Origin of the sequence: Leisingera sp. McT4-56 (genome assembly GCF_020514995.1) — a bacterium.
In the GTDB taxonomy this organism is placed as follows: Bacteria; Pseudomonadota; Alphaproteobacteria; order Rhodobacterales; family Rhodobacteraceae; genus Leisingera; species Leisingera aquaemixtae_A.
Genome location: NZ_JAJALF010000001.1, coordinates 450,939 through 477,415 on the forward strand (window position 1 = coordinate 450,939; position 26,477 = coordinate 477,415).

Below are 26,477 nucleotides of genomic sequence, written 5' to 3' on the forward strand. Positions count from 1 at the left end.
CTGGGATAGAGATTTACCAGCACCAATAAAGGGAGAGCAGCAATGGACGCAGATCAGATCATCCAGCACCTGGGACTGCAGCAGCATCCGGAGGGCGGCTGGTACAAGGAAACCTGGCGCGCGGAGAATGAGGGCCGCCCCACAGGCACCTGTATTTACTTCCTTTTGAAGGCGGGCGAGGCCAGCCACTGGCACCGTGTGGATGCCACCGAGATCTGGCTCTACCATGCCGGCGCGCCGCTGGTGCTGTCGCTGGCGGCCACCGGCGAAGGCCCGGCGCAGGACCACCTGCTGACCCCGGACCTGGCCAAAGGCGCACCGCAGCTGATCGTGCCACAGGGCCACTGGCAGGCCGCCCGCAGCACCGGGGACTACACGCTGGTCAGCTGCACGGTGTCGCCGGGCTTCGAGTTTGACGGGTTTGAACTGGCCGCTCCGGGCTTCGACATCCCGCGCGGCTGAGCGGACCCTTGCGGCGAATCGGCGGGCGGCCAAGACTGCCCTATGCCTACCGCACTGGATCACACAGCCCTGATCAAATCGCTGCCGCCAGAGGCAAAGGCCGCCTTGACGGCCCGTTCCGATGCGGCAGGCCTGTGGCATCTGGCCCTGTATCTCGCCGCCCTCGCCGCCTGCACCGCGGGTATCGCTCTGCAAATACCCCTCTGGCCGCTGCTGATGGTGCCGCAAGGCATTCTGCTGGCCTTTCTCTTCACCCTCAGCCACGAATGCACGCACCAGACACCCTTCCGCAGCAAATGGCTGAATGAGGCCTTGGGCCATTTCTGCGCCCTTGCCATCGCGCTGCCCTTCGTCTGGTTCCGCTATTTCCACCTGGCGCATCACAAATACACCAACGACCCCAAGCGCGACCCGGAGCTGGAACACGGCGGGCGTCCAGCGACCCTGCCGCAGTGGCTCAGATACCTGAGCGGCTGGGGCTACTGGCGCGGCATGGGCGAGACCCTCTGGCGCAACGCCTTCGGCACCATCAGCGCGCCCTACCTGCCCGAACGGCGCTACGCAGATATGCGGCTGGAGGCGCGGGTGCTGCTGGCCCTCTACGCTGCCGCGCTGGTGAGCCTCATAGCGTCACCGCTGATCCTGTGGCTGTGGATCGTGCCGCTCTTGATCGGGCAGCCTTTCCTGCGCGCCTACCTGCTGGCAGAGCACGGTCTCTGCCCATCTGTCGCCAACATGCTGGAAAATTCCCGCACCACATTCACCAACCGGATTGTGCGCTTTCTGGCCTGGAACATGCCCTATCACGCCGAGCATCACGCCTTTCCAAATGTGCCCTTCCACCAGCTGCCAGCCTTCCATGCAATCACTCAGGACCATTTAATATCGACGTCGAATGGATACGGCGAGTTCACAGCTAACTATGTAAGGGAACTGGCCCGCTGACCGGTCCGCCGTCCGCCGTCCGCCGAAATTTCTTCGAAGAAATTTGGCAAGAAACTTCGAAGTTTCTTGGCTGCCAAGTCTCAACGTCACACCCCCGGCACGCTGACCACGCCGCCGCCCACACAGGCACTGACGCCGGTGGTTCCGGGTGCCGAGGTCGGCATCCCGCGCGCCACCCGCACCGCCAGGTGGGCAAAGGCCTGCGCCTCCAGCATGTCGCCGTCCAGGCCGGCGTCCTCCACCGGTTTCACCGGGCAGTCGAGCGACACCCGCAGCATCTCCATCAGCACCGGGTTATGCCGCCCGCCGCCGGTGACCAGCACCACCTCGGGCGGCTCCGGGCAATGCTCCATGCCCTGCGCCACGGCGGCCGCGCACATGGCTATCAGGGTTGCCGCCGCATCAGCATCATTCAGCTCGTTCACCAACCCGACCATCTCGGCAAAATCGTTCCTGTCCAGCGACTTGGGCGGCATTCTTGAAAAATAGGGCTCCGCCAAAAACAACTCCAGCGCACCGGTTTCCACGATGCCGGAGCGCGCCACCTTGCCATCCGCATCCCAGGGTATGCCCAGCCGCTCCTGCACCAGATCATTGACCGGCGCATTGGCGGGACCGGTGTCAAAGGCCAGAAGCGCGCCCGGCTCCTCCGGCCTGTCGAACCGCGGGTCCACATAGGTAAGGTTGCCGACCCCGCCCAGGTTCAGGAAACACAAGGGTTTCTCAGCACTGATGTATTTGGCGCAGGCAAAGTGAAAGAACGGCGCCAGCGGCGCGCCCTCGCCGCCCATCGCCACATCGTCGCTGCGGAAGTCCCAGACGACCGGCTTGCCCAGGTGTTCGGCCAGCGCCGCGCCGTCGCCCACCTGCAGGGTTCCCTGCAGCCGCGGCGCATGGGCCAGGGTCTGGCCGTGAAAGCCGATGATCTCCACATCCCGGAACTCCGCCAGCGCCGCCGCATGGGCCGCGTCGCAGACCGCTGCCGCGGCATCCACCTCCGGCCCCGTCCATTTGCCCAGGCCCGCGCGCAGCACGCTGCGCTCCTCCGAGGAATACTCGCGGTAACTGCTCTCGCCGAACCCGTGAATGCGCGCGCCGTCGGTCACCACCACCGCCGCATCCACCCCGTCTAGCGACGTGCCGCTCATCGCGCCCAGCGCCCTGACCGCACCCGTTTTTGCAATGGCCTTGCTCATCGCCCCTGCCCCTTCCAGAGAACCGGGCCGTCCCGCCCGTTTGCGCGCCACAATACAGCGCATATTTTGCCGGGAAAACAGGTTCCAACCGGCGCCAATGCGATTTATAGGGCATGGTGCAAAACCATAGACCGAGGCATGTTATGACCTACACACCGAAATCGGATTTCGTCGCAGTCATGATGGAACGCGGGTTCCTCGCGGACTGCACCGATTATCAGGGCCTGGACGAAGCCCTGCTGCAAGGTGTGCGCCCGGCCTATATCGGCTTTGACGCGACGGCAAAATCGCTGCACGTCGGCTCGCTGATCCAGATCATGATGCTGCGCTGGTTCCAGAAGACCGGCCACCAGCCGATCACCCTGATGGGCGGCGGCACCACCAAGGTGGGCGACCCCTCCTTCCGCGCCGACGAACGGCCGCTGCTGACCGAGGCGCAGATCGACGACAACATTGCGGGCATCAAGAAGGTGTTCTCCGCCTACATCGACTATGAAACCGACGCGCCGAACAAGGCGCTGATGCTGAACAACGCCGAATGGCTGGACGGGCTGAACTACCTGGAATTCCTGCGCGACATCGGCCGCCATTTCTCAGTGAACCGGATGCTGTCGTTCGAAAGCGTGAAATCCCGCCTCGACCGCGAGCAGTCGCTCAGCTTCCTCGAATTCAACTACATGATCCTGCAGGCCTACGACTTCATGGAGCTGAACCGCCGCTACGGCTGCATCCTGCAGATGGGCGGCTCTGACCAGTGGGGCAATATCGTCAACGGCATCGACCTCACCCGCCGGGTGATCGACAATGAGGTCTACGGCCTCACCTCGCCGCTCTTGACCACCTCTGACGGCAAGAAAATGGGCAAGACCGCCGAAGGCGCGATCTGGCTCAACGCCGACATGCGCTCCCCGTATGAATTCTGGCAGTTCTGGCGCAACACAACGGATGCCGACGTGGGCCGTTTCCTCAAGCTCTACACCGAACTGCCGGTGGAGGAATGCGAGCGCATCGGTGCCCTGCAAGGCTCCGAGATAAACGAGGGCAAGGTGATCCTCGCCAATGAGGTGACCACCCTGCTGCACGGCGCCGAGGCAGCCGCCGCCGCAGAAGCCACCGCCCGCGAGGTGTTCGAAAAGGGCGGTGTGGGCGATGACCTGCCGACGTTTTCCATTGCAGCTTCTGACTTGAACATTATTCCAGGAGCTACTCTGGGTGGTGAAGAAAACCCCATTGAGGGAATGTACTGCTCTGCAGCTACTCTCTTTGTCGAAGCCAAGCTCGCAAAAACAGGCAAGGATGCCAAACGCTTGATTGCGGAGAATGGAGCACTCGTCAACGACACTCCAGTGCGCAAGGATTTTCCTTTTGTGAACGTTGATGAACTTAAGAAACAGGTAAAGCTGAGCGCCGGCAAGAAGCGCCACGCGCTGGTGCGGCTGGACGGCTGAACCGCCTGGCATGAAACGGAAAAAGGGAGCCGCCGCGCTCCCTTTTTTTGCCCGCATGCTCTCCCGCCCATTCCAGCCCCGTCAAAGACGAGTCCTCACGGTTGGGCGTGGCGCCGCTGCGCGGCGCGTCGGCGCTCTCTCGCCCCCCCCTTCAGGCGGCCCCGGGTCAAGGGCCGGCCATGCGGCCGTGCGCAGCACGGTTTACCCTTGAGGCGGGGCTGGCCGGGATACACTCGAAAAGGCGCTTAAGGGCAGTCCTGACCTTAAGTGCCTCTCAGCAAATCATCCTGCCTCAAAGAAACAGCGCCTCCACCAGCGTCAGCACCAGAAACACCGGCACCGACAGGCCGATCGCAATCAGCAGCGCTGCCGCCTTGGTCATCCGCGGGGCGGCGGCCGTATGCCCCATGATATGCTTTGCTTTCTTCATACCAGAAATTAACCATGATTTAGGTTTCCAGCGCGTTAATGGAGCCATGTTCGACAGCGCCCCTGATCCCGAATTGCCTGCCACCGCAATCCGCCCCCAGCCCCGCGCCCTCCAGCAATCGCCGGAGTTCGCCCGCGCACTGATGGCCTGCGGCCAGGACCCGCTGATGCTGGAGGACAAGCTTGTGCTGCAGCGCCGCCTGCCCGGCGGGCTGCGGCTGGCGATGGTGAATCGGGCGGATCTGACTGATCCCGCGCCGCTGCTGGCCGCCATGCGCGAGAACGGCTTCGCCCGCACACCGCTGATCCTGTCGCCGGAGACCCCCGCCCTGCATCTCTCCCGCCTCGGCGCAGTGCCGCTGGTCACGCCCGCTCATGCAGCGATATGGGACCTCAGCGGCGACTTGGACCAGCGCCGCGCCGCGCTGCACCAGAAATGGCGCAACCGGCTGAAGCACGGCGCGGCGCAGAACCTCCGCCTCACCCGCCAGAACCTGCCGCATGACGTGCGCCACTGGCTGTTCCAGGCCGACGCAAAACAGCAAACACTGCGCGGCTACCGCAGCTGGCCCATCGGCCTCACACTCGCCTATGCGCGCGAGAACAAAGGGCAGGCGAAACTCTTCCAGGCGTCTGAGGGCAAGGAAGCGGTCGCCGCCATCCTGATCCTCTCCCATGGCAGCGGCGCCACCTATCACATCGCCCACACCACCGCCCGCGGCAAACAGCTCAGCGCTCATACCCTGCTGCTGTGGGAGGCCGCCAATTGGCTCGCCGCCAAGGGCATCTGCCGCCTCGACCTCGGCCTCATCAATACCGAGGACGCCGCGGGTCTTGCCCGCTTCAAACTCGGTACCGGCGCCAATCTGCACCGCTTGGGAGGCACCTGGGGCTTCTGGCCGCCGCTCGGCCGCATCTTACGCCCGCTGGCACGTCTCGACCACCGCCTGATGGGCGCCTGACACACATCTTGGCCGGCCGCGACGCCCCGTCCCGCTGGACAGGCGCCCGGCCTCTCCATTATATGAACACATGTTCAGATAACCGGGAGGAGCCCCGCTCATGAAACTTGCAGACACCGCAGCCGTCGTCACCGGCGGCGCCTCCGGCCTGGGTGAGGCCACCGCGCGCTATTTTGCCGAACAGGGCGCCCAGGTCACCATTCTCGACCGCGACGCCGAGCGCGGCGTTCAGGTGGCAGATGAAATCGGCGGCCACTTTGCCCAGACCGACGTGACCAGCGAGGAGTCGGTTTCAGCCGCCATCGCCCATGCGGCAGAAAAGATGGGCAAAATCACCGCTTGCGTGAACTGCGCAGGCATCGCCATCGGCGCCAAGACCGTGGGCAAGGAGGGCGCGCATCCGCTGGATGCCTACAAGCGCACCATCGACATCAATCTGGTCGGCACCTTCAACGTGGCCCGCCTGGCCGCTGTCGAGATTGCCAAGAACACCCCCGATGCGGACAACGCCCGCGGCGTGATTATCAACACCGCCTCGATTGCCGCCTTTGACGGGCAAAAGGGCCAGGCCGCCTATGCCGCCTCCAAAGGCGGGGTTGCCGGCATGTGCCTGCCGATGGCGCGCGATCTCGCGTCTTCCGGCATCCGGGTGATGACCATCGCACCCGGCATCTTCATGACCCCGATGCTGGCCGGCCTGCCGGAAGAGGTGCAGCAGCAGTTGGCCGCCGACGTCCCCAACCCCGCCCGCCTGGGCGACCCGCGCGAATACGGCCGCCTCGCCGGCTTCATCGTCGAAATGGGTTACCTGAACGGCGAAGTGATCCGCATCGACGGCGCGCTGCGCATGCGCTGACCTCTGTTGCTGATTGCGGGTCAAGGGCGGCGCAGCCGCCGTGCGCAGCACGGTTTATCCTTGACGCGCAAGCAGCGGCAACCACACTCGAAATGGCGTCTTGAGGGGCACACTTGCCCCTCAAGCGCTTCTCGGCAAACCCCTTCACACCGTGACAGCAGCGGCCCAAGGCAGCACAAAGGTGCTTTGGCGCAGCCAGGGCGCCTGCGGGCGCGGGAGCATTCCGGCAATTGACAATCCGCTCACCCGACCCTTCACTCCCGGTCAGGAGACACCGATGACCAAAACCGAACGGCAGAAGATGCAGGCCGGCGACTGGTACTGTTGCCTGGACAGCGAACTCGCGGCGTTGCGCCATCAGGCCCGGGTTGCGGTGCATCAGCACAATACAGCGCCCCCTGATCCGGCGGAGCACCTCAGCCCAGCCTTGGCAGCGCTCTTTGCTGCCCACGGTGAAAACTGCCTGATAGAGACGCCTTTTCACTGTGCCTACGGCATCAACATCACCCTCGGCAACAACGTCTACATGAACGCGGGCTGCACTATTCTGGACACCGCAGCCGTCACCATCGGCGATGGCACCATGCTGGGGCCGAATGTGCAGATCTACTGCGCCCAGCACCACAAGGACAGGGGGCTGCGGGCCAAGGGGCTGGAGATCGCCTATCCCGTAACCCTTGGTGCAGACGTCTGGATTGGCGGCGGCGCCATCCTGCTGCCGGGTGTCACCATCGGCGATGGCGCGATTGTTGGAGCGGGCGCAGTGGTGACCAAGGACGTCGCCGCAGGAGAAACTGTCACCAGCAATCCCGCTGCGCCGGTAGCAAAACGGTAAAGCCGGCGTCCGCCGCCTTTACGGCCGCTTCACATTTCCTGATGAATTCCAAAGCTTTGCGGCAGCATCTTTGACCAAATGTTTCGCGCGCGAAACATTTGGTCAGGCTCGCTGACCTAACTCAGGAAGCCGCCTCAGCCTCCGGCTTTTTCTTCCAGCTCCAGCCATTCCTCTTCGGCAGCGGCCAGCCTCTCCTGCCGCTCCACCAGCGCCTCGGTGGCCTTCTTGAACTTGACCGGCTCGCGGGTGAACAGCTCCGGATCGCTCATCAGCTCCTGCAGCTTTCCGATCTCCGCTTCCAACCGTTCGATCTCCGCAGGCAGCGCATCCAGCCGGTGCTTTTCCTTAAAGCTGAGCCCGTCCTTGGGCTGGCTTTCCTGCTTCGGCTTGGGCTTTGCGGGCTTCACCTTCTCCGCCTTTTCCACCGCCTCCAGCGGCCCGCGCTGCGCGATATAGTCGCTCCAGCCGCCGGCATAGGCGGTGGCCCGCCCGTTGCCCTCCATCGCAATGGTGGTGGTCGCCACCCGATCCAGGAAATCCCGGTCGTGGCTCACAAGCAGAACAGTGCCGTCGTAGTTGTCCAACAGCTCCTGCAGCAGATCCAGCGTCTCGACATCCAGATCGTTGGTCGGTTCGTCCAAGACCAGCAGGTTCGAGGACCTCGCCATTAGCCGCGCCAGCAAGAGCCGCGCCTTTTCGCCGCCCGACAAGGACCGCACCGGCGCCCGCGCCTGGCGCTCGTCGAACAGGAATTCCTTCAGATACCCAACCACATGCTTGGGCTGGCCGCGCACCATCACCTGATCGGCCTTGCCGGAAATCCCCAGCAAGGGATCCGCGGTCAGGTTCTCCCACAAGGTCGAATCGCCGTCCAACTGGTCGCGGGTCTGGTCGAACAGGGCGATCTCCAGATTGGTGCCCAGCTGCACAGAGCCGGCATCCGGGTCTTCCATGCCCAGAAGCATCTTCAAGAGCGTTGTCTTGCCCGCGCCATTGGGGCCCACAAAGGCCACCCTGTCGCCGCGCTGCACCTTCAGAGAGAAATCCCTGACGATCTCCTTGCCGCCGAACGCCTTGCTCAGCCCCTCGGCCTCGATCACCTTGCGGCCCGACTTGGGGCCTGCCTCCAGCGCCATTTCGGCGGTGCCCTGCCGCTTGATCTGGGCAGAGCGTTCCGCCTTCAGATCCTGCAGCGCCCGCACCCGGCCCATGTTGCGCTTGCGCCGGGCTGAGATGCCTTCCACCGCCCAGCGGCTTTCCGACTTGATCAGCCGGTTCAGCTTGTGGCGCTGCATGTCCTCGTCTTCCCAGACCTTGTCGCGCCAGGCCTCGAAATGCTCAAACCCTTTTTCCTGACGGCGCACCTCGCCGCGGTCCACCCACAGGGTGGCGCGGGTGAGTGCCCGCAGGAACGCCCTGTCGTGGGAGATCAGCACAAACGCCGCGCGGGTGCCTTTGAGCTCGTTTTCCAGCCAGGTGATTGCCTCGATATCCAGGTGGTTCGTGGGCTCGTCCAGCAGCATCAGGTCCGGCGCTTCGGCCATCAGCTTGGCCAGCGCGGCGCGGCGGCGCTCGCCGCCGGAGGCGGTTTCCACCGGGCGTGCCGGGTCGAACTTCAGACCCTCGCCTGCACGTTCCACCTTGTACATCTCACCGGGGTCCAGTTCGCTGGCGGCAAAATCGCCCAGCGTCGCAAACCCCTCCATCTTCGGGTCCTGCTCCATGTAGCCGACGGATTTGCCCGGCGGCACCACGATGTCGCCCTGATCGGCTTCAACAATCCCCGCCATCACCTTCATCAGCGTGGATTTTCCAGAGCCGTTGCGGCCCACCAGCGCCACCCGGTCGCCGGGCTGCACCACCAGATCGAGGTTCGAAAAAACCGGGTCGCCCCCAAAGGTGAGGGAAATGCCGGACATCTGCAAAAGAGGAATTCGTGCCATGCCAGCCAGCTACCCCGGCGGCAAAATCGCGTCAACGCTCCGCTTTCATCTTTCCAAAAATACTCAAAATCACCCGGCAACCGCCCGCAGCAGCCGTTTGCGGGATTCCGGGATTGCTCCGGTTTCCAGACCGGTGAACACATGCAGCGTGTTCATCTGCCGGTCCACCACCGCATGGTCGCTGACCCAGCCGCCCATCGCCAGATAGGTCCGCAACAGCGGCGGCATCACCTGCAGCGCTTTCTTCGTATCCGCCTCCTGCGGCAGCTCCGCCGCATAGCGGACCACCTCAGGCGCCTTCTCCCCCGGCAGCCATTGCACCGGAGCAAGATGCCGCTGCCGCAGCAGCGCAAATGCGTCGAGGTAAGGCGCAGCGGAGGTGCCTGCAAAGGATGAGCAGCCGATCAGCATCTGCACCCCCTGCCCGTCAACCAGGCCCGTCATTGTGCCCCAGGCCAGCCGCAGAATGTCCGGGTCGCGCCATTCAGGATGGATGCAAAAGCGGCCCAGCTCTGCCATCCGGCCCGCAAAGGCCTGCAACGCAGTCAGGTCATAGAATTGCGCCGCATAGCTGCGCACCAGCTCTGCACCGCTCGCCAGCAGCAGCAGCCGGAAACAGCAGACCAGCGCGCCGCCGGCCTGCTCCTCCACCAGCACATGGCTGCAAATAGGGTCAAAAGCATCGCCGTCAGGGCTCGCGGTTTGAAAGCAAAAGGACCGCAGCGCCTGCGCCGCAGCCAGATCCGCTGCCCCCGCCGCCAGACGGGCGCGGTAGCGCCCCTTGCTCAGCAAAATCTCAGGTTCCGCCACCGCGGCCTCCCCGTTTCGGGCTCAGCCATTAGCACAGTCACTGCGGCAAGCCTGTGAAACCGGCCTATTCGTTGTCCAGGAACTGACCCGGGTTGAAGGTGCCCAGGTTGCCCAGCAGCTGGCGCAGGAAGGTGTTGTCCTGCACACCGGAACTGGTCACCCGGCGTTCCAGCGGCACTGCCTTGCCGTCTTCCAGGCTGTAGCGCTCAATCCCCTGCACCACCCCGGCCGCGTCAAAGCTGATCGCAACCAGATCGCGTGCCACCGGCTTGGGCGCTGCCGCGCCATAGTGGCGGAAGCGGGTGGCCACATAGTAATAGCCGCTCTCGTTCAGCACACCGGTCGAGGTCGGGATGCCGATGCTTTCGGCCACCGAATCCCGCGTGTCAACGCCCGGCACCACCTCGGCCAGCTGGTCCGGCGTCGGCACATAACCGTGCTTGCGGTAAACCGGGGCACAGGCCGCAATCGCCAGTACCGCCGCTGCCAGCACCGCGCCGCGCAGCACCCTCTTCGTGTGAAACGTCTTGCCGATCATGACTGCCCCCCAGTCTCCGCTTCGAACTGCGGCTTGAATACGTCTTTGAACCCGATTACCTAATGACCGCTTCCGGTTCAAGAAACGAAAGTTCCCGAATATGTCTGACAGCACCGCCCTGCGGGTCGCGGATCTGCCGCAAAACGCCCCCACAGCCTTTGAAATCACCCCGGACAAGGCAGAGCTGGCCGCGCTGGCCGCGGAACTGGGGGTAAACGCCCTGCGCAAGCTCCGCTTTGCAGGCGAGATCAAGGCCATGGGCAAGAAAGACTGGAAGCTGGCGGGCCGCCTGGGCGCCACAGTGGTGCAGGACTGCGTGGTGACGCTGGAGCCGGTGACCACCCGCATCGAAGAACCGGTGGAGATCACCTACCTGGCCCGGTTCGAGAGCCCGGAAGGCGCCGAGGTGGAAATGCCCGAGGACGACAGCATCGAGCCGCTGGGCACACATATCGACCCGGCGGCGGTGATGGCCGAGGCGCTGGCGCTGCACATTCCCGCCTACCCGCGCAAGGACGGCGCCGAGCTGGGCGAGGCAGTCTATGCCGAGGACGGCGTGCAGCCGATGCGCGACGAGGACACCAAACCCTTTGCCGGCCTGGCTGCGCTGCGCGGCCAGTTGAAAGGTGACGATTGAGCGCAGAATTTTTGCAGCGCAGAAAATCGCCTCTGGCGCCGCCGCCCTGCCTGTCTTAAAAAACAGCTTGCGCCAGCGGAGATTCGCAGTATTTTCGCGCGCTCATCGGAATTTTTGGTTGGACAATGTTTGGGCAGACGCCTAAACGCACGTCAGACTGATCGAACAGAATGCAATCGCGCCGCGGGGCTGCCCCCCAAGGCCCAAACAGACAAAGGTTGAGACATGGCCGTCCAACAGAACAAAGTATCCAAATCGCGCCGCAACAACCGCCGCGCGCACGATGCACTGGTTGCTGCGAACCCGAACGAATGCGGCAACTGCGGCGAGCTGAAGCGCCCGCACCACGTATGCCCGTCCTGCGGCCATTACGACGACAAGGAAATCGTCGCAGCGGCTGACGAGATCGAGATCGACGAGGACGCGGCGTAAGCCACGGACAGGATCCTGATGCCAGGCAGGCTTTCGCATGACGGGTAAACCCGATCAAAATCAGGCAAAAGCCGGCCGTATCATCATTTCTGTTGACGCCATGGGCGGAGACGCCGGCCCCGCAGTTGTGGTGGCCGGCATTGCCATATCTGCGGAAAAGAACCCGGATATCGGGTTCATCCTGCACGGGCCTTCCGAACAGCTGACCTCTCTGGTTGCCAAGAAGCGCGCGCTCAAGGGCCGCGTCGAGATTCGCGATGCCCGCGACGTGGTGACGATGGAGGACAAGCCGAGCCAAGTGATGCGCAACGGCAAGGGCACCTCGATGTGGTCGGCGCTGGAAGCGGTCAAGAACGGCGAGGCTGCCGGCGCTGTTTCCTGCGGCAATACCGGCGCGCTGATGGCCCTGTCGATGCTGCGCCTGCGCAAGCTGCCCGGTGTCAACCGCCCCGCGATTGCAATCCTCTGGCCCTCGCTGAACCCGCAAGGCTTCAACGTGATGCTGGATGTCGGCGCCGACGTGAAGGCGGACGCCGAGGATCTGCTGCAATACGCCCTGATGGGCACCTCCTACGTGCGCAACTCGATGGACCTCGCCCGCCCGCGGGTGGGCCTCCTGAACGTCGGCACCGAGGAGCACAAAGGCCGCGCCGAGCTGAAAGAGGCCTATGGGCTGATTGCGGGAAATGCGGCGCAGGCAAACTATGAATTTGTCGGCTTCGTCGAAGGCAGCGACATTCCCGGCGATGCGGTGGATTTGATCGTCACCGACGGCTTTACCGGCAATGTGGCGATCAAGACCGGCGAAGGCACTGCGCGGGTGATGCGCACGGCCCTGCGCGAGGCGTTCGAGTACTCGTTCCTGTCGAAGATTGCCGCGGTTCTGGCGATGACCTCGCTCAAGCGGCTGTCCAAGCGCATGGACCCGCGCCGGGTGAACGGCGGCGTTTTCCTGGGCCTCAACGGCACCGTGGTGAAATCCCATGGCGGCGCCGATGCCACCGGCGTTTCCGCCGCGGTCAAGCTGGCTTTCCGCCTGGCCCAGCACGGTTTCGCCGAAAAACTGGCGGCGCGGGTTGCATCTGCAGGCGCCCATACCCAAGATAATACTGCTGCCCGCGAGATGCGGACGGCCACTGAAAAAGACTGATATAGGCAGGCAGACGAATGACGCGACGCGCGGTAGTTGTTGGCACAGGACACTATCTCCCAAAGCGGGTGGTTGAAAACGCGGAATTCGAAGCCACGCTGGATACATCGGACGAATGGATCCGCAGCCGGTCCGGCATCGAACGCCGCCATTTCGCCGCCGAGGGAGAGACCACATCCGACATGGCCGCCAAGGCAGCGACACGCGCTTTGGCGGACGCGGGCCTGACGGCTGATGATGTGGACGCCATTGTCGTTGCCACCTCCACCCCGGACCTCACCTTCCCCTCTGCCGCCACCATGGTGCAGTCCAAGCTGGGCATGACCAGGGGCTTTGCCTTTGACGTTCAGGCGGTCTGCGCAGGCTTTGTCTATGCGCTGTCCAATGCCAGCGCGCTGATCGCCTCGGGCCAGGCAAACCGGGTGATGGTGATCGGGGCTGAGACCTTCAGCCGGATCATGGACTGGACCGACCGCTCCACCTGCGTGCTGTTCGGCGACGGCGCCGGCGCTCTGCTGCTCGAGGGCCAGGAGCTGGCAGGCACCAACAAGGACCGCGGCATCCTGTCGACCGACCTCAATTCGGACGGCCGCTACAAAGAACTGCTGTACGTCGACGGCGGCGTTTCGACCCAATCCACCGGCCACCTGCGGATGCAGGGCAACCAGGTGTTCCGCCACGCGGTCGAGAAACTGGCCTCCACCGCCAACACCGCGCTGGACCGCGCCGGCTTGTCTGCAGATGATGTCGACTGGATCGTGCCGCATCAGGCCAACATCCGCATCATCCAGGGCACCGCCAAGAAAATGGGGCTGAGCATGGACAACGTGGTGGTAACCGTGCAGGATCACGGCAATACCTCCGCCGCCTCCATTCCGCTGGCCCTTTCCGTCGGCAAAGAGCGCGGCCAGATCAAAGAAGGCGATCTGATCGTGACCGAGGCCATCGGCGGCGGCTTGGCCTGGGGCGCAGTTGTGCTGCGCTGGTAACCGCGCAGCCCTAATTTCCGCCCGAATTCCCCGGCGCAATTCATTGATATTGACAGGGAAATTCCCAACGCCCTATGCTTTGGCAAACAACGGGGATTGGTATGGGCGAAAAAACACTGACACGAATGGATTTGAGTGAAGCTGTTTTCCGGGAAGTCGGTTTGTCGCGCAACGAAAGCGCGCAGCTGGTGGAAAGCATGCTGCAGCATATGTCGGACGCCCTGGTGCGCGGTGAACAGGTGAAAATCTCCTCGTTCGGGACATTCAGCGTTAGGGACAAATCAGCCCGGGTCGGACGCAACCCGAAGACGGGCGAAGAAGTGCCGATCCAGCCGCGCCGCGTGCTGACCTTCCGGCCCTCCCACCTGATGAAAGACCGCGTGGCAGACGGCAACCGTAAGTAAAACGGGACCAATTGAGCCATGTCGAAATCACCGGACGCCTTCCGCACAATTAGCGAAGTTGCGGATTGGCTGGGCGTGCAGGCGCATGTTCTGCGCTTCTGGGAGAGCAAGTTCACCCAGGTCAAACCTGTGAAGCGCGCCGGCGGGCGGCGCTACTACCGGCCTGCGGATATGCAGCTGCTGGGCGGGATCAGGAAGCTGCTGCACGACGACGGCATGGCAATCAAGGAAGTGCAGGCGCTTCTGCGCGAGCATGGCACTGCGCATGTCGCCGGCCTGTCGCACCCGCTGGACGGCGAGGCTGCTGAAAAACCCGCCCCCGTGCCGCCTGCGGACAAGCTGGGCGGTGACTGGCAGGGCTCGCTGGAACTGTCGGCACAGGCCGCGCAGGAGACGCCCGAAGACAGTTCCGAAGACAGCAATGTGCTCGGCTTCCCGCAGCCCGCCGGTGCGGAAGCGCCGCCGCCTGCCCCGGCCGCCCCCGCATCCCCGAGGCCCGAGGCCGCCGCCGCCCCGCAAATGCAGATGGATCTGGAGCCCGTCGCGCCGCAAAATGGCGCGCCCGCGGAAGAAGACAGCGCAGCTGAAAGCGCAGAAGAGCTGCGCGAGACTGAAGCGGAGCCGGACCCCGGCGCGCCTGTCACCGACAGCCTGCAGGACAGCCCGGCAATGCCGGAAGAGGCGCCCGTTGGAGAGGACGCTTCTGAGCCAGCCTCAGAAACCGCGCTGCTGGATGACCAGCCGGAGGCGGGCGGCCTCGCCCCTGCCTCAGCGCCGGAGCAGCCCGTTGCCGAAGAGGCTGAGGCGGAGACACAGACCGACGCCGGAACACTGCCAGAACCGCCGCAGGAGCCAGCCACTGCAGATGACAGTTTGGCGGCAGAGCTGGCGCCGGAACCAGAGGCCGCCCCGGCACCGGTTGAAGACATTGCGCCGCTGGCGGATCTGGAGGAGACCGCCGGCGCCGCCCTTGCGGCTGAGGCAGAGTTCGCGGAGGACGACAGCCCTGCCCCCGGCATGGCCCCGGCAGAAGACCCGGCGCCTGATGCAGCCGGCACCGAAGCCGGGGAACTGGAACCTGAACTGCCGGCGGAGCCTGGCCCGGCGGATGACACGCTGGCCGCCGCCGCGGGCCTGCAGCCCGAGGAGCCGCTGGCCTTCACCTTTGAAGGAGCAGAGCCCGGTCCTGAGCCCGAACCCGAGCCAGAGGCGCCTTCCGATCCTGCTGCCGCCTTCCCGCCGCATGATCTGGACGAGGCCGCCCGCCGCGTCGACGCGCTGGAGTTCGTCGGCGGCTTCAACGGCGGCGGTGATGAGGCAGAAGACGACGACGGCCAACCGGAAACAGAAGAGACCGATGGGGCCGAGGATGAACCGGCTGAGCTGGAGCCGCTGAAACCGGCGCCCGTGCAAGAGCAGCCCGCCGCCGCCCCTCCCCGGCAGCAGTCCGGCATCCTCACCCTTCTGGCCGCAACCAGCAGCCTGCCGCTGCACGCTGTTGCCGAAATTGCGGCCTGCGCAGAGGAATTGCGGGAGCTGGCGGGCGGCGATTCCTGAACAGGGAACCGGGCCGCCCTTGCGGGAAAACGCGGCAACGCCCTCAGCCGTCGGGATTTTTGGCGGGGCGCGTAAAAAATCTTGCCGCCCCCTCTTGCCCCCGCTGTGAAAACGGTTAGAAGGCTCTTCAACGGGCTATGGCGCAGCCTGGTAGCGCGTCCGTCTGGGGGACGGAAGGTCGCAGGTTCGAGTCCTGCTAGCCCGACCATATGAAAAACGCCCGGGTGTTCATGCACCCGGGCGTTTTCGTATCCGGCGCAAGGCTTTGGCGATTGCGCAACGGGGCCAATTGAGCCAGCATCGCCGCAAAGCCGGCGCGCGGAGGGGGACAGGAAATGACAGGCGTTTTGCCCAGCCAAACCATTGAAAACATGCTGCAGCGCGGTGAGATCACCGTCAGCACCCCGCTGGTCGAAGGCCAGGTGCAGCCCGCCAGCCTTGATTTGCGGCTGGGCAAGGTGGCCTACCGGGTGCGCGCCTCCTTTCTGGCAGGCCAGGGCCGCAGCGTCTCCGACCGGCTGACGGAATTCGAGATGCACCGCATCAGCCTCGATGGCGGCGCGGTGCTGGAAAAGGGCTGCGTCTACGTGGTGCCGCTGATGGAGGGGCTGGCGCTGCCGCAGGATGTCTCTGCCGTCGCCAACGCCAAAAGCTCCACCGGGCGACTGGACCTGCTGACCCGCACCATCACCGACGGCGGCGAAGAGTTCGACCGCATCAAGCCCGGCTACACCGGCCCGCTTTATGCAGAGATCTGCCCGCGCTCCTTCTCGGTGCTGGTCCGCCCGGGCATGCGCCTCAACCAGATCCGGTTCCGCACCGGCCAGGCGGTGCTGTCGGACGCGGAGCTGAAGATGCTGCACGCCGGCTCCCCGCTGGTTGATGGAGAGGCGGTGATCGAGGACGGGCTGGGCTTCTCCGTCGATCTCAAGCTGCCCGGCACCGATCTGGTAGGCTACCGTGCCAAGCCGCATACCGGCGTCATCGACCTGGACCGGATCGGCGAATACGACCCCCAGGAATACTGGGAGGAAGTGCGCACCAAGGACGGCCGCATCATCCTGGACCCCGGCGCGTTCTACATCCTGGTGAGCCGCGAGGCAGTGCATATCCCGCCCGCTTTTGCCGCCGAGATGGCGCCCTATCTGGCGATGGTCGGCGAGTTCCGGGTGCATTACGCGGGCTTTTTCGATCCCGGCTTCGGCCATGACGCCGCCGGCGGCACCGGCTCGCGCGGGGTGCTGGAGGTGCGCTGCCACGAGGCGCCGTTTGTGCTGGAGCACGGCCAGGTCGTGGGCCGCCTGGTCTATGAGAAGATGGCCGAGGTGCCGGAGCAGCTTTATGGCGCCGGCATTGCCTCCAACTACCAGGGCCAGGGGCTGAAGCTGTCGAAGCATTTCAAGACGCCGGCCTGAACAAGCTGAAGGCAGCGCCCGAGCCTCGGGCCGGGTGCTGAAGGCGCCCTTCCCCTTTTGCCGCAGGCAAACCTTCGGATTGACGGGAAGGGTTGAGTGCTGCCCGGCCTTCGGCCAGGCGGAAGATCAGCTGCTTCACCGGCGCCGCGTCAGCGCTTGATGTACAGCTCTTCCTCCAGTTCTGCGCTGACGCCGGCCTGCACGGTGCGCTCCAGATGGGTGGAGAGCGTCATGTAGGTGCGGGTGCCCCGCACCCCTTCGACGTCATAGATACGGGCCAGCAGCCCCTCCAGCGCATGCGGCGAGGCCACCCGCACCTTAAGGATCAGGCAGGTGTCGCCGGTGGCGGTGTGGATCTCCTCCACTTCCGGCCAGGCTTCCAGCGACAGCAGCTCTGCCGTCTTGCCCCAGCCCACCGTGTCCACATGGATGAAGGCCAGCATCGGCTTGCCCACCGCAGGCCCATCCAGCTGCGCCACCGTCGCCCGGATCGCGCCGGAGGCTCTGAGCCGCTTGACCCGTTCATGCACCGCGGGCGCCGACAGGCCCACCTCCTGGCCGATGGCCGCGTAGGACAGCGTCGCATCGACGCTCAGCGCGCCTAATATTTTTCGGTCCAAAGCATCCAGAACACGGGCGGCCCCGCTGTTCCTCCGAACCTCATCTGTTTTTTCCCTGACCATTTCCGCCTGCCCTTCACAGAACCTCATTCAGCACATAGCAAAGATACCTGAACATTCTTCAAGGTAAACCCATGCGAACCCCGATTCTGATCCTGATGAGCGCGATTGGCGTGATTGGCGCCAACTCCCTGCTGCTGTCGCCGGTGGTGACGGCTGTCAGCGAAACCCTGAATGCCTCCACGGCAGAGGTGATGCGGGCCGCCAGCGCCTATGGCCTGGGGGTTGCGGCGGCGGCATTGCTGCTGGCGCCGCTGGGCGACCGGATCGGCGCCGGTCGAGTGATGCGCGCCGCCCTCCTGCTGCTGGGGGCCGGACTGGGCGCCAGCGCCGCGGCACCGGATGCGTGGTGGCTGATGGCGGCACAGGCGACCTGCGGGCTGGCCGCCGGGGCTGCCCTGCCCTCAATCTACACGCTGGCGATGGTGATTGCCCCCAAGGGGCGCGAGGCGCGGGTGCTGGGCTATGTGCTGGCTGGATGGACCGTGTCGATGGTGCTGGGTGTCAGCGTTAGCGCCTGGGCCACCGACGTGGCAGGCTGGCGCGCGGTCTACGGCACGCTGGCGGGTGTTGCGCTGCTGCTGTGGGCCGCCTCCGCTTCGCTGCGCGCCGCAGGCAGCCCCAGCGGCCAGGTCACTTCGCCGCTGACGGCGCTGCGGGTGCCGGGGATCTTCCGCGGCCTGCTGGCAACCGCGCTGCTGATGATGGGGTTTTACAGCAGCTATTTCTTCACTGGCGCCCATATCACCCAGTCGCTTGGCCTCAGCACCACCCAGGCCGGTCTGTTGCCGCTGTTCTACGGCATCGGCTTTGGCCTCGCGGTGCTTCTGGATCCGCTGCTGGACCGGTTGGGACTGGCCCGCGCCACCGCACCGGTGCTGCTGGCGGTCACAGCAAGCTACCTCTTGATGATGGCAGTTGCGCCGGAGTACCTGCTGCTTTTGGGCGCCGCTCTGGTCTGGGGTGTGTTCCAGCATCTTGCCCTCAATCTGCTGGTGGCGCGGCTCACTGCTCTGGATCCGTCGCAGCGCGGCGCCATCATGGGTCTTTACAGCACCGTCACCTACCTCTGCGTCTTTGCTGCGCCCTTTGCCGGCGGGCAGCTGTTCGCCGCCTGGGGACTGGCGGGCTGCCTGGCGTTGTCATCGCTGCTGGCGCTCAGCGGCGCGGCAGAGGCGCTTGGCCTCCGGCGCCAGCTTGACGCGTTGCCTACCAGCGCCCCGGTTTGATCTTGGGGATGCGCGATGTTGCACTGCGCAGCTTGCGCTGCGGGCTGGGGCCAGGACCGAATCCCGGTGCCGGCCCTTTGCTCTTGCCCAGGCGCTGCGCGCCCTGCTGCGCGGCGCGGCGCAGCCCGGCATTGACCGCGCGCCCGATCAGGCGGCGCAGCACCATGCGGATGATCCAGTTCGCATTCATGGCCTCAAACCCTCCCTGCTGCCGCCAGCCACAATGGCAGCGGATTGCGGCAGTTTCCGGGCGCCAGGGGCAGCGGGTTATTCCTCGAACAGTTCCGCCTGTTCTTCCGCCTCGTCGTCCTCGTCGCCGCCCTGCCCCAGCGGCAGGCTGCCCGGCGGCGGGCGGTTTTCCAACAGGCCCGCGGCGCGCAGCTCCTTCAGGCCCGGCAGGTCGCGGGCGCTTTCCAATCCGAAATGGTCCAGGAAATCCGGCGTCACCACAAAGGTCACCGGGCGGCCCGGCGTCATCCGGCGGCGGCCCAGGCGGATCCAGTCCATCTCCATCAGCTGGTCGATGGTGCCGCGCGACACCGACACGCCGCGGATCTCCTCGATCTCCGCCCGGGTCACCGGCTGGTGATAGGCGACGATGGCCAGGGTTTCGATGGCGGCGCGGCTCAGCTTGCGCAGCTCGGTGGTTTCCTTCTGCATCAGGAAGCCCAGATCCGGCGCGGTGCGGATCGCCCAAGCATCGCCCAAACGCACCACCCGCACGCCGCGCCCCTCATAGCGCTTGCGCAGATGCTCCAGCGCCTCGCGCGGGTTGCAGCCATGCGGCATCCGCCCTTCCAGGTCGCGCAGCGTCACCGGCTCGGCGCTGGCAAACAGCACCGCTTCCACCATCCGCTCCTGCTCCGCCATCGGCGGCGCGTCGAACAGCGTGTCATTGTCCTCGCGGACGGGGGCGCCCTGGCCGTGGCCGTCCATGATCTGGTCTTCCATCAGCTATCCTCGTTCAGGCTGCGCAGCTGGATCGGCGCAAATGTTTCGCTCTGGCGCAGCTCGGCCTTGCCTTCCTTCACCAGCTGCAGCGAGGCGGCAAAGGTCGCCGCGGTGGCCGACCGCCGCTTGACCGGATCGCTGTGCCAGCCATCCGGCAGATAGCTGATCAGGTCGGTCCAGTCGCCGGTAAAGCCCAGCAGGTGGCGCATCCGGTCCAGCGCCTCCTCCATGGTGAAGACCGAGTCGCGATCCATCACGAAGGGGCGGAAATCCTCCTTGGTGCGGATGCGGGCATAGGCCTGCATCAGGTCCAAGAGGTTGGCGGTATAGGTGACGGTCTTGATCCGGGCGACACTCTCTTCCTCACCGCGGGCAAAGAAATCGCGGCCCAGCCGGTCGCGGCCCATCAGCCGCGCGGCCGCGTCTCGCATAGCCTGCAGCCGTTCCAGCTGGAACGCCAGGTGGGCCGCCAGTTCCTCGCCCGACGGCCCCTCTTCCTCAGGATCCGGCGGCAGCAGCAGGCGGGATTTCAGGAACGCCAGCCAGGCCGCCATCACCAGATAGTCGGCCGCCAGTTCAATACGCAGCTCCTTGGCCTTCTCGACAAAGGCCAGGTACTGTTTCGCCAGCTCCAGCACAGAGATCCGGCGCAGGTCCACCTTCTGGGTGCGCGACAGCGTAAGAAGCAGGTCGAGCGGCCCTTCGAACCCGTCCACATCCACGATCAGGGCCTCGGCCGCCAGCCGTTCCTCTACCGATGTGTCCTGATCTGAAAAGAGTGTCTGCTCAGCCATAAACCTGTCCGCCCATGAGGGCGGCAAGTTCGTCTTCGGCAGCCTGAATGTCAAGGTCTGCGGGCGGGCGGCGGGTCTCCAGCGCGGCCTCTGCGCGGGTCTGTGCCGCTGCGGTCATGGCGCCCGCGGCCTCTGCCACGGCAATGCGGTCAGCCAGCGGCGCATTGCACAGCAGGACCACGTCGCAGCCCGCCGACAGCGAGTCCCGCGTGATGTCCGCCAGCGATCCCTGCAGCGCCTTCATCGAGATGTCATCGGTCATCACCAGCCCGTCAAAGCCGATCTGCTCGCGGATCAGCTGCATCATCACCGGCGAGGTGGTGGCGGGCCGGTTGTCATAGGCGTCATAGACCAGATGCGCGGTCATCCCCAGCGGCAGATCGTTCAGCGCCTTGAAGGCGGCGAAATCGCTCTGCTCCAGAGTGCGCGGTTCCGCGTCCACATGCGGCAGGTCCATATGGCTGTCGGCGGTGGCGCGGCCATGGCCGGGGATGTGCTTCAGCACCGGCAGCACGCCGCCGTCCAGATGCCCCTGCGCCACCGCGCGGCCGATGGCGGCGACGGCCTGGGTGTCTTCGTCATAACAGCGGTTCTTCAGGAACTCATGGGTGTCCGCGCAGGCGACATCGGCAATCGGGGCGCAGTTGCTGTCGATCCCAAGACCGTGCAATTCGTGCGCAATCAGCCGGTAGCGCAGATACATGGCGCGTTCCGCGCCCGCGCCTGCCCGCTTCACATGTTCCAGAGGCGGCAGCCATTCCCGGGCCAGCGGTTTGCGCAGCCGCTGCACCCGGCCGCCCTCCTGATCGATGGTGATGGGACACTCGCGCCCCACTGCCTCGCGGAAATCGCCGCACAGGGCGCGCACCTGTTCCGCGTCTTCGATGTTGCGGGCAAACACGATGAAGCCAAAGGGGTCGGCGTCGCGGAAGAACGCCTTTTCATTTGCGCTCAGGCGCAGGCCGTCGGCGTCAAGAATGGTGGCTCCGTAAGTCATGATGGACCTCTGCAATGCCCCTGGCTGTGTCTCGGAAAGGACTGCGCCCGCCCCGTGGGGGGCGGGACGGGCGCTGCCCGGCTTGGCGGCCGGGCGGAAAATCGGATCGGCGGAAAGCTTAACGGGTGGTCACCGGAATGCAATCGGCATTGCCCGCGACCAGCGCCGAACAGAACCGGCGCGCGTCCGACAGCCCGTCAAAGCCCATCGCCCGCAAGCGGTAGAAGGTGCGGCCGCCGCTTTCGGCGCGCTGGATCACCCGCTGCTTGGCTTCCAGGTAGTCCGGGAAGCGCGACCGGATGCGGTCCCATTCGGCGCGCGCCACTTCCGGGCTTTCATAGGCACCCAGCTGCGCCAGCCTGGTGCCGGCCGGGAGGGCAGCCGGATCCACATCCACGGTGGCGGCCCGCGCTGCCGGTGCGGCTGCGGCCGGAGCGGGGCTGAACCGTGCCGGCCGGGCCGAGGGCCGCAGCGAGACCTTGACGCCGGGCGCGTTCAGCAGCGCCGGAGACGGCGCAGCAGCGGCCAGGGCCGGCTGCAGCGGTTCCGGCTGCACGATCGCAGGCGCTGCTGCCGAGGCGGGCACCGCAGCCGAAAGCGTCTCCGCCTCGCGCGCAAGCTCCGCGACCAGCGCGTCAATGTCGCCGTTCTGGAAAGAAGCCACCGCCGCCTCGCTGACCGCGGCGTCCGCCCCCGGCGCCGCCGGTATGTCCGGCTCCGCCGGAGCGGATGGCAGCGCGGCAGCTTCAACGGCCGGCGCGGCTTCGGCTGCCAGTTCCGGCAGCGGCTTGTCATCTTCGGTAAGTTCAATGGCCGGCGGCGCCAGGGTCAGCCGGTCGGCCGGCGCCGCGGCGCTGCCGCTGGCGGCCACGGCGTTCACCGCCAGCCCCTGATGGTCGGCCTGCGACCCGCCCGGGTTCTCCGGCTGCTCGCGCATCGGGCCTTCGGCGGCCCGCACCACCGGCACGCCGCTCACATCGCGCATCACCAGCTTGTAACCCCAGAAACCGACGCCAGCCACCAGCGCGATGGAGGCCGCCGCGCCCAGCACGCTCAGCGCTTTGGAAAACCGCGCCCGCAGCCCGGCTGGAGCAGCGGCATAGGCGGCGTAGCCGTCATCCTCATAGCCCTGCGCGTCCGGCTGGTAGCCATAGGCGGGGTCGGCGTAGCCGTAGTCCGGCTCGGCACCAGGCCCGGTATACTGCTGTTCTGCATACTGCTGATCGGAGTACTGCTGCCCATAGGGGCCGCCAGTTGCGGTGTCCTGCTGCCGGCCACCGCCCTGTGTATAGGCGTGCCCCTGGCCCGCCTGCGCAAAATACGCCATTGTCCGCCTCACTGCCCAGATGGCGGCGCCTTCCGGCACCGCGCTCCCAGGTCTCTTGAACTGCCTCAATCCGGCGGAATGCGCGATTTATGTCTGCAGGGGCTTGCGCCCCTTTGGTTATCGCATCTCTTCTGCCGGTTTCACGCCAAGAATACCAAGACCTGCGGAAATGACAACGGAAACGGCCCGCGCCAGCGCCAAATTTGCATGTGTTGCCAATTGGCTGCTTTCGTTAACAAAACGTAAACCTTCATTCGATTTGCCCAAGTGATAGAGCCCGTGCAGCTCGGAGGCGAGGTCGTAGAGGTAGAAGGCCACCCGGTGCGGCTCATGGGTGCGGGCGGCAATTTCCACCTGGCGCGGCCATTCGGCCAGCTTCTTGGCCACTGCCAGCTGCGCCGGATCGGCGATCAGGCTGAGGTCGGCAGCGTTCAGGGTGGCGTCATCCGCGGCAATACCCTGCTCCTCCGCCTTGCGCAGGGTCGAGCAGATCCGCGCATTGGCGTATTGCACATAGAACACCGGGTTGTCCTTGGACTGCTCCAGCGCCTTGTCGAGGTCGAAGTCGAAGCCCTGGTCGTTCTTGCGCGTCAGCAGCATGAAGCGGGTGACATCGGGGCCGACGGCATCGACCACATCGCGCAGGGTGACAAAGGTCCCTGCCCGCTTGGACATCTTGAATTCCTGGCCATCCTTGAACAGCTTGACCAGCTGGCACAGCTTGATGTCCAGCGGCACCTTGCCATCGGACAGCGCCGAAACCGCCGCCTTCATACGCTTGACATAGCCGCCGTGGTCGGCGCCGAAAATATCGATCAGCTCGTCAAAGCCGCGCTCCACCTTGTCGTAGTGATAGGCGATATCCGGCGCGAAATAGGTCCAGGAGCCATCGGATTTCTTCACCGCCCGGTCAACGTCGTCGCCGTGATCGGTGGATTTGAACAGGGTCTGCTCGCGCGGCTCCCAGTCGTCGGGCTTCTTGCCCTTCGGCGGCTCCAGCACGCCCTGATAGATCAGCCCCTTGGCTTCCAGGCTGGCCAGCGCCGCCTCGATCTTGCCGGTGCCATAGAGCGACTTCTCGGAATAGAACTTGTCCATCTCGATGCCGAGCTGGGCCAGATCCTCGCGGATCAGCGCCATCATCGCATCGGTAGAGAACTCGCGCACATCCGCCAGCCAGACCTCTTCCGGCTGATCCAGATAGGCATCGCCCACCTTGTCCTTCAGCGCCTGCCCCACCGGGACCAGGTAGTCGCCGGGATAGGTGCCGTCGGCAAAGGCGATCTCCTGCCCGTGCGCCTCCAGGTAGCGCAGGTAGACAGAGCGCGCCAGCACATCGACCTGGCCGCCGCCGTCGTTGATGTAATATTCGCGGGTGACGTCATAGCCGGCATAAGCCAAGAGCGCCGCCAGCGCATCGCCGAACACCGCGCCGCGGGTATGACCCACATGCAGCGGCCCGGTCGGGTTGGCGGAGACATATTCCACATTGACCCGCTTGCCTTCGCCCATGGCGGAGCGGCCGTAATCCGTGCCTGCGTCCAGGACCGATTTCAGAACCCCCTGCCAGATCACCGGCGCCAGCCGCAGGTTGAGGAAGCCGGGGCCCGCGACCTCGGCGGAGGTGATCCGCTCGTCCGCGGCCAGTTTCGCGGCCAGCGCCTCGGCAATGTCGCGCGGCTTCATCTTGGCAGGCTTGGCCAGCACCATCGCCGCATTGGTCGCCATGTCGCCATGGGCGGCATCGCGCGGCGGCTCCACCGCCACATTGGCAAAATCGAGCCCTTCGGGCAGCGCGCCTTCGCCGGTCATGGCGGTCAGGCTGTCAATCACAAGCGAGCGGATATCGATAAAGAGGTTCATATCTGGCGTCCCAACTGTTCAGCACTGCGGATACCGGGGGCCAGAGGCAGGGTCAACAGGATTGCAGGGGATGCCCGGGGCCTCGGGCCGGCGGCGCCGGAAAATCCGGATTTTCCGGCCTGTTTTCCGGCTGAAGCAAATTGCGCCGCTGCCGCGGCGCCGGCCTCACAGCCCCGTCTCACAGCACCGCGGTGCGGTCTTCCAGGATCTTGCCCCAGGTGAAGATCTCGTAGGAGCGGAAAGCGGGCACATAAAACGGATCGCCATGGATCAGATGCTCCACCTCAATCCGGTCCTCGGCCTCGACAATCCACAAGGCGCCGCAGAAGTCGCCGTCGGTGTCCGGCTTCAGCCCGCCGCCGATGCGCAGCTCGGGATGATCCTCGACATAGGCCACATGAGCATCGCGCCGGGCCCTGTCGGCGCGAACATCCATCATCGCGGGCGCGTCGCGGAACAGCACCGCCCAGCGGGTCAGCGCCGGGGCGGATTTGGAGATTTCCTGAGGTGCGGTCATGACAGCATTCCCTGAACGGCAGAGGCGGTGCCCCATTCGGTGATCCTGTAGGTGCGCAAGCTCGCCACGTAATAGGGGTCCTGCAGGATCAGCCGCTCCACATCCTGGCGGGTCTCGGCCTCCACATTCCAGATCGCGCCGGGGAAGTCCTGCATCGGCCGCATCGCCAGCGCGCCGCCGATCTGCAGTTCGGGCCGCGAGCGCACAAAGGCGATATGCGCCTCGCGCCGCTTCTTGTCGCTGCGCACCCGGTCCATGTCGGGCTTGTCCGTGAATGTGACGGTCCAGCGTGCCATGGCTTTCCCCTCGTTATGCCTCCCTTCGCGGATACCGCCGATGCCCCGCGGCATCATAGGGCCAGATCATAACACGGCTTACGGCCAATTTGCAGCGCGATGCAGGAACCGGGGTGCGGACGACGCTCCCGCTCGCAAAGAACCCCGGACTAGGCCGGATGCCCCTGCGACTGCTTTGCCCCGTCGCAGATTTCGTACCATCCGGGCTTCTCACCCACGAACTCATGGAAGCTGTTGCGAACCTCCAGCGCCCCGTCCAGCGCATTTGCGGCGATCGGGAAGCTCTCTTCCTCAGACAGGATCTCCCCCAAGGAGCTGCCGCAGATCCGGCAGAAGCAGCGGCCGTATTTATAGGGCGGCGCGGGCTGGTACAGCGCCACCTCCTCCTTGCCCGCAACCCAGCGCAAATCGCCCTTTTTCACAAAGACGATGGTGCTGGCTCCGGCCTTGCGGCAGCGCGAGCAATGGCAGGTGCCCATCAGCGCAGGCTGCGCCAGCAGCTCAAACATCACCGCGCCGCAGCAGCAGCTTCCCTTAATCATTGCAGCACTCCTCCCTGCCAGTTGATGCCAGAGAACATTAAGCGAACATTTACCGCCAGACAAGCCGCCGCAGGGCGTTGCGCGAAGGCCCGCCGCAGCGCACGCCCCGCTTGCGCGGCCTTAACCCCAATCTGCGATTGTCACTTCCGCTGCAGCACACCGCGCGGGTCTGGCACCCCGCGCGCATGAGGAGACCAGGCCCCCCAAGACCACCTCCACAAAAGGTGCAGGGGCGTCTGACGGATGAAGCTTTTGACCGGACCCGGGGCGCGC

Annotated in this window: 29 protein-coding genes and 1 tRNA gene; 15 read left to right on the top strand and 15 right to left on the bottom strand. The window is 65.3% G+C overall.

Annotation, left to right across the window (positions count from 1 at the left end):
* Positions 1-42: 42 nt before the first annotated feature.
* Together LHL23_RS02155 and LHL23_RS02160 are read left to right on the top strand one after the other, a co-directional pair.
* Complete coding sequence (locus tag LHL23_RS02155; RefSeq protein ID WP_226428630.1) at positions 43-462, top strand: cupin domain-containing protein; 420 nt, start codon at positions 43-45, stop codon at positions 460-462.
* A gap of 42 nt (positions 463-504) precedes the next feature.
* Positions 505-1,407 (top strand): fatty acid desaturase, encoded by a 903-nt coding sequence (locus tag LHL23_RS02160; protein ID WP_226428631.1) that lies wholly within the window; start codon positions 505-507, stop codon positions 1,405-1,407.
* An 86-nt stretch (positions 1,408-1,493) separates the two neighbouring features.
* Here the strand turns inward: LHL23_RS02160 and LHL23_RS02165 are convergent, their stop codons facing one another.
* Positions 1,494-2,603, bottom strand: a complete 1,110-nt coding sequence (locus LHL23_RS02165) for an anhydro-N-acetylmuramic acid kinase (RefSeq protein ID WP_226428632.1) — start codon at positions 2,601-2,603, stop codon at positions 1,494-1,496.
* 143 nt (positions 2,604-2,746) lie between these two features.
* Between LHL23_RS02165 and tyrS the strand changes: the two genes are divergently transcribed.
* Positions 2,747-4,051, top strand: coding sequence for a tyrosine--tRNA ligase (gene tyrS, locus LHL23_RS02170; protein WP_226428633.1), 1,305 nt, complete (start codon positions 2,747-2,749; stop codon positions 4,049-4,051).
* Between the two features lie 292 nt (positions 4,052-4,343).
* Here tyrS and LHL23_RS02175 read toward each other — a convergent pair whose 3' ends face one another.
* A complete protein-coding gene (locus LHL23_RS02175) occupies positions 4,344-4,481 on the bottom strand; it encodes a hypothetical protein (protein WP_226428634.1) in 138 nt (45 codons plus the stop codon).
* A 46-nt stretch (positions 4,482-4,527) separates the two neighbouring features.
* Between LHL23_RS02175 and LHL23_RS02180 the strand changes: the two genes are divergently transcribed.
* From LHL23_RS02180 to LHL23_RS02190, 3 genes are all read left to right on the top strand, one after another.
* Positions 4,528-5,442 (top strand): GNAT family N-acetyltransferase, encoded by a 915-nt coding sequence (locus tag LHL23_RS02180; protein ID WP_226428635.1) that lies wholly within the window; start codon positions 4,528-4,530, stop codon positions 5,440-5,442.
* A 100-nt stretch (positions 5,443-5,542) separates the two neighbouring features.
* A complete protein-coding gene (locus LHL23_RS02185; RefSeq protein ID WP_226428636.1) occupies positions 5,543-6,298 on the top strand; it encodes an SDR family NAD(P)-dependent oxidoreductase in 756 nt (251 codons plus the stop codon).
* 277 nt (positions 6,299-6,575) lie between these two features.
* A complete protein-coding gene (locus LHL23_RS02190) occupies positions 6,576-7,133 on the top strand; it encodes a sugar O-acetyltransferase (RefSeq protein ID WP_226428637.1) in 558 nt (185 codons plus the stop codon).
* 134 nt (positions 7,134-7,267) lie between these two features.
* Here the strand turns inward: LHL23_RS02190 and LHL23_RS02195 are convergent, their stop codons facing one another.
* From LHL23_RS02195 to LHL23_RS02205, 3 genes are all read right to left on the bottom strand, one after another.
* A complete protein-coding gene (locus LHL23_RS02195; RefSeq protein WP_226428638.1) occupies positions 7,268-9,076 on the bottom strand; it encodes an ABC-F family ATP-binding cassette domain-containing protein in 1,809 nt (602 codons plus the stop codon).
* Between the two features lie 69 nt (positions 9,077-9,145).
* A complete protein-coding gene (locus LHL23_RS02200) occupies positions 9,146-9,886 on the bottom strand; it encodes a GNAT family N-acetyltransferase (RefSeq protein WP_226428639.1) in 741 nt (246 codons plus the stop codon).
* A gap of 64 nt (positions 9,887-9,950) precedes the next feature.
* Complete coding sequence (locus LHL23_RS02205) at positions 9,951-10,424, bottom strand: outer membrane protein assembly factor BamE (protein WP_222475306.1); 474 nt, start codon at positions 10,422-10,424, stop codon at positions 9,951-9,953.
* Between the two features lie 100 nt (positions 10,425-10,524).
* Between LHL23_RS02205 and LHL23_RS02210 the strand changes: the two genes are divergently transcribed.
* From LHL23_RS02210 to LHL23_RS02245, 8 genes are all read left to right on the top strand, one after another.
* On the top strand, positions 10,525-11,061 hold the full coding sequence (locus tag LHL23_RS02210; RefSeq protein ID WP_222475305.1) for a YceD family protein: 537 nt from the start codon (positions 10,525-10,527) through the stop codon (positions 11,059-11,061).
* A gap of 225 nt (positions 11,062-11,286) precedes the next feature.
* Complete coding sequence (rpmF, locus tag LHL23_RS02215; protein WP_008558107.1) at positions 11,287-11,493, top strand: 50S ribosomal protein L32; 207 nt, start codon at positions 11,287-11,289, stop codon at positions 11,491-11,493.
* A 37-nt stretch (positions 11,494-11,530) separates the two neighbouring features.
* On the top strand, positions 11,531-12,643 hold the full coding sequence (plsX, locus tag LHL23_RS02220; RefSeq protein ID WP_226428640.1) for a phosphate acyltransferase PlsX: 1,113 nt from the start codon (positions 11,531-11,533) through the stop codon (positions 12,641-12,643).
* A 17-nt stretch (positions 12,644-12,660) separates the two neighbouring features.
* Positions 12,661-13,632 (top strand): beta-ketoacyl-ACP synthase III, encoded by a 972-nt coding sequence (locus tag LHL23_RS02225; protein ID WP_226428641.1) that lies wholly within the window; start codon positions 12,661-12,663, stop codon positions 13,630-13,632.
* Positions 13,633-13,733: 101 nt separating this feature from the next.
* Entirely contained in the window at positions 13,734-14,036 is a 303-nt protein-coding gene (ihfA, locus tag LHL23_RS02230; RefSeq protein WP_008207184.1) for an integration host factor subunit alpha, read from the top strand.
* 18 nt (positions 14,037-14,054) lie between these two features.
* On the top strand, positions 14,055-15,593 hold the full coding sequence (locus tag LHL23_RS02235) for a MerR family transcriptional regulator (protein WP_226428642.1): 1,539 nt from the start codon (positions 14,055-14,057) through the stop codon (positions 15,591-15,593).
* Positions 15,594-15,724: 131 nt separating this feature from the next.
* Positions 15,725-15,801 (top strand) — tRNA-Pro (locus tag LHL23_RS02240).
* Positions 15,802-15,928: 127 nt separating this feature from the next.
* Positions 15,929-17,008, top strand: coding sequence for a 2'-deoxycytidine 5'-triphosphate deaminase (locus LHL23_RS02245; protein ID WP_222475300.1), 1,080 nt, complete (start codon positions 15,929-15,931; stop codon positions 17,006-17,008).
* A gap of 149 nt (positions 17,009-17,157) precedes the next feature.
* Here the strand turns inward: LHL23_RS02245 and LHL23_RS02250 are convergent, their stop codons facing one another.
* Entirely contained in the window at positions 17,158-17,718 is a 561-nt protein-coding gene (locus LHL23_RS02250; protein WP_226428643.1) for an Lrp/AsnC family transcriptional regulator, read from the bottom strand.
* 44 nt (positions 17,719-17,762) lie between these two features.
* On the opposite strand from LHL23_RS02250, the gene LHL23_RS02255 reads away from it, so the two are divergent.
* Positions 17,763-18,917, top strand: a complete 1,155-nt coding sequence (locus LHL23_RS02255; protein ID WP_226428644.1) for an MFS transporter — start codon at positions 17,763-17,765, stop codon at positions 18,915-18,917.
* Here the strand turns inward: LHL23_RS02255 and LHL23_RS02260 are convergent.
* The 9 genes from LHL23_RS02260 to LHL23_RS02300 form a co-directional block, all read right to left on the bottom strand.
* The gene (locus LHL23_RS02260) at positions 18,898-19,107 is read right to left on the bottom strand and encodes a hypothetical protein (protein ID WP_226428645.1); all 210 of its coding nucleotides are present in this window, start codon (positions 19,105-19,107) and stop codon (positions 18,898-18,900) included. The two genes, LHL23_RS02255 and LHL23_RS02260, sit on opposite strands and share 20 nt — an antisense overlap.
* 77 nt (positions 19,108-19,184) lie before the next feature.
* Positions 19,185-19,868, bottom strand: coding sequence for an SMC-Scp complex subunit ScpB (gene scpB / locus LHL23_RS02265; protein WP_222475296.1), 684 nt, complete (start codon positions 19,866-19,868; stop codon positions 19,185-19,187).
* On the bottom strand, positions 19,868-20,662 hold the full coding sequence (locus tag LHL23_RS02270) for a segregation and condensation protein A (RefSeq protein WP_222475295.1): 795 nt from the start codon (positions 20,660-20,662) through the stop codon (positions 19,868-19,870). Before LHL23_RS02270 ends, scpB begins: the two co-directional genes overlap by 1 nt.
* Positions 20,655-21,659 carry a beta-N-acetylhexosaminidase gene (gene nagZ, locus LHL23_RS02275; RefSeq protein ID WP_226428646.1) on the bottom strand — a complete coding sequence of 335 codons (1,005 nt, stop codon included), beginning with the start codon at positions 21,657-21,659 and terminating at the stop codon, positions 20,655-20,657. The genes LHL23_RS02270 and nagZ overlap by 8 nt, the downstream gene beginning before the upstream one ends.
* 118 nt (positions 21,660-21,777) lie before the next feature.
* Positions 21,778-22,986: an SPOR domain-containing protein gene (locus tag LHL23_RS02280; protein WP_226428647.1), complete on the bottom strand. Its 1,209-nt coding sequence runs from the start codon at positions 22,984-22,986 to the stop codon at positions 21,778-21,780.
* Between the two features lie 117 nt (positions 22,987-23,103).
* A complete protein-coding gene (gene argS, locus LHL23_RS02285) occupies positions 23,104-24,849 on the bottom strand; it encodes an arginine--tRNA ligase (protein ID WP_226428648.1) in 1,746 nt (581 codons plus the stop codon).
* A 178-nt stretch (positions 24,850-25,027) separates the two neighbouring features.
* The gene (locus LHL23_RS02290; protein WP_222475290.1) at positions 25,028-25,366 is read right to left on the bottom strand and encodes a YciI family protein; all 339 of its coding nucleotides are present in this window, start codon (positions 25,364-25,366) and stop codon (positions 25,028-25,030) included.
* Positions 25,363-25,662 (bottom strand): YciI family protein, encoded by a 300-nt coding sequence (locus LHL23_RS02295; RefSeq protein WP_226428649.1) that lies wholly within the window; start codon positions 25,660-25,662, stop codon positions 25,363-25,365. The genes LHL23_RS02290 and LHL23_RS02295 overlap by 4 nt, the downstream gene beginning before the upstream one ends.
* A gap of 149 nt (positions 25,663-25,811) precedes the next feature.
* Positions 25,812-26,204 (bottom strand): GFA family protein, encoded by a 393-nt coding sequence (locus LHL23_RS02300; RefSeq protein ID WP_226428650.1) that lies wholly within the window; start codon positions 26,202-26,204, stop codon positions 25,812-25,814.
* Positions 26,205-26,477 lie beyond the last annotated feature (273 nt).

Bases quoted from the DNA above. Each gene is read 5' to 3' on its own strand.
- LHL23_RS02195 (WP_226428638.1), bottom strand. From the start codon at position 9,076: ATGGCACGAATTCCTCTTTTGCAGATGTCCGGCATTTCCCTCACCTTT.
- LHL23_RS02210 (WP_222475305.1), top strand. From the start codon at position 10,525: ATGTCTGACAGCACCGCCCTGCGGGTCGCGGATCTGCCGCAAAACGCC.
- LHL23_RS02295 (WP_226428649.1), bottom strand. From the start codon at position 25,662: ATGGCACGCTGGACCGTCACATTCACGGACAAGCCCGACATGGACCGG.
- ihfA (WP_008207184.1), top strand. From the start codon at position 13,734: ATGGGCGAAAAAACACTGACACGAATGGATTTGAGTGAAGCTGTTTTC.
- LHL23_RS02190 (WP_226428637.1), top strand. From the start codon at position 6,576: ATGACCAAAACCGAACGGCAGAAGATGCAGGCCGGCGACTGGTACTGT.
- plsX (WP_226428640.1), top strand. From the start codon at position 11,531: ATGACGGGTAAACCCGATCAAAATCAGGCAAAAGCCGGCCGTATCATC.
- LHL23_RS02280 (WP_226428647.1), bottom strand. From the start codon at position 22,986: ATGGCGTATTTTGCGCAGGCGGGCCAGGGGCACGCCTATACACAGGGC.
- LHL23_RS02155 (WP_226428630.1), top strand. From the start codon at position 43: ATGGACGCAGATCAGATCATCCAGCACCTGGGACTGCAGCAGCATCCG.
- LHL23_RS02180 (WP_226428635.1), top strand. From the start codon at position 4,528: ATGTTCGACAGCGCCCCTGATCCCGAATTGCCTGCCACCGCAATCCGC.
- LHL23_RS02300 (WP_226428650.1), bottom strand. From the start codon at position 26,204: ATGATTAAGGGAAGCTGCTGCTGCGGCGCGGTGATGTTTGAGCTGCTG.
- LHL23_RS02185 (WP_226428636.1), top strand. From the start codon at position 5,543: ATGAAACTTGCAGACACCGCAGCCGTCGTCACCGGCGGCGCCTCCGGC.
- LHL23_RS02225 (WP_226428641.1), top strand. From the start codon at position 12,661: ATGACGCGACGCGCGGTAGTTGTTGGCACAGGACACTATCTCCCAAAG.
- LHL23_RS02270 (WP_222475295.1), bottom strand. From the start codon at position 20,662: ATGGCTGAGCAGACACTCTTTTCAGATCAGGACACATCGGTAGAGGAA.
- LHL23_RS02205 (WP_222475306.1), bottom strand. From the start codon at position 10,424: ATGATCGGCAAGACGTTTCACACGAAGAGGGTGCTGCGCGGCGCGGTG.
- LHL23_RS02165 (WP_226428632.1), bottom strand. From the start codon at position 2,603: ATGAGCAAGGCCATTGCAAAAACGGGTGCGGTCAGGGCGCTGGGCGCG.
- LHL23_RS02255 (WP_226428644.1), top strand. From the start codon at position 17,763: ATGCGAACCCCGATTCTGATCCTGATGAGCGCGATTGGCGTGATTGGC.
- LHL23_RS02250 (WP_226428643.1), bottom strand. From the start codon at position 17,718: ATGAGGTTCTGTGAAGGGCAGGCGGAAATGGTCAGGGAAAAAACAGAT.
- LHL23_RS02235 (WP_226428642.1), top strand. From the start codon at position 14,055: ATGTCGAAATCACCGGACGCCTTCCGCACAATTAGCGAAGTTGCGGAT.
- tyrS (WP_226428633.1), top strand. From the start codon at position 2,747: ATGACCTACACACCGAAATCGGATTTCGTCGCAGTCATGATGGAACGC.
- rpmF (WP_008558107.1), top strand. From the start codon at position 11,287: ATGGCCGTCCAACAGAACAAAGTATCCAAATCGCGCCGCAACAACCGC.
- LHL23_RS02175 (WP_226428634.1), bottom strand. From the start codon at position 4,481: ATGAAGAAAGCAAAGCATATCATGGGGCATACGGCCGCCGCCCCGCGG.
- LHL23_RS02245 (WP_222475300.1), top strand. From the start codon at position 15,929: ATGACAGGCGTTTTGCCCAGCCAAACCATTGAAAACATGCTGCAGCGC.
- LHL23_RS02290 (WP_222475290.1), bottom strand. From the start codon at position 25,366: ATGACCGCACCTCAGGAAATCTCCAAATCCGCCCCGGCGCTGACCCGC.
- argS (WP_226428648.1), bottom strand. From the start codon at position 24,849: ATGAACCTCTTTATCGATATCCGCTCGCTTGTGATTGACAGCCTGACC.
- LHL23_RS02260 (WP_226428645.1), bottom strand. From the start codon at position 19,107: ATGAATGCGAACTGGATCATCCGCATGGTGCTGCGCCGCCTGATCGGG.
- scpB (WP_222475296.1), bottom strand. From the start codon at position 19,868: ATGGAAGACCAGATCATGGACGGCCACGGCCAGGGCGCCCCCGTCCGC.
- nagZ (WP_226428646.1), bottom strand. From the start codon at position 21,659: ATGACTTACGGAGCCACCATTCTTGACGCCGACGGCCTGCGCCTGAGC.
- LHL23_RS02160 (WP_226428631.1), top strand. From the start codon at position 505: ATGCCTACCGCACTGGATCACACAGCCCTGATCAAATCGCTGCCGCCA.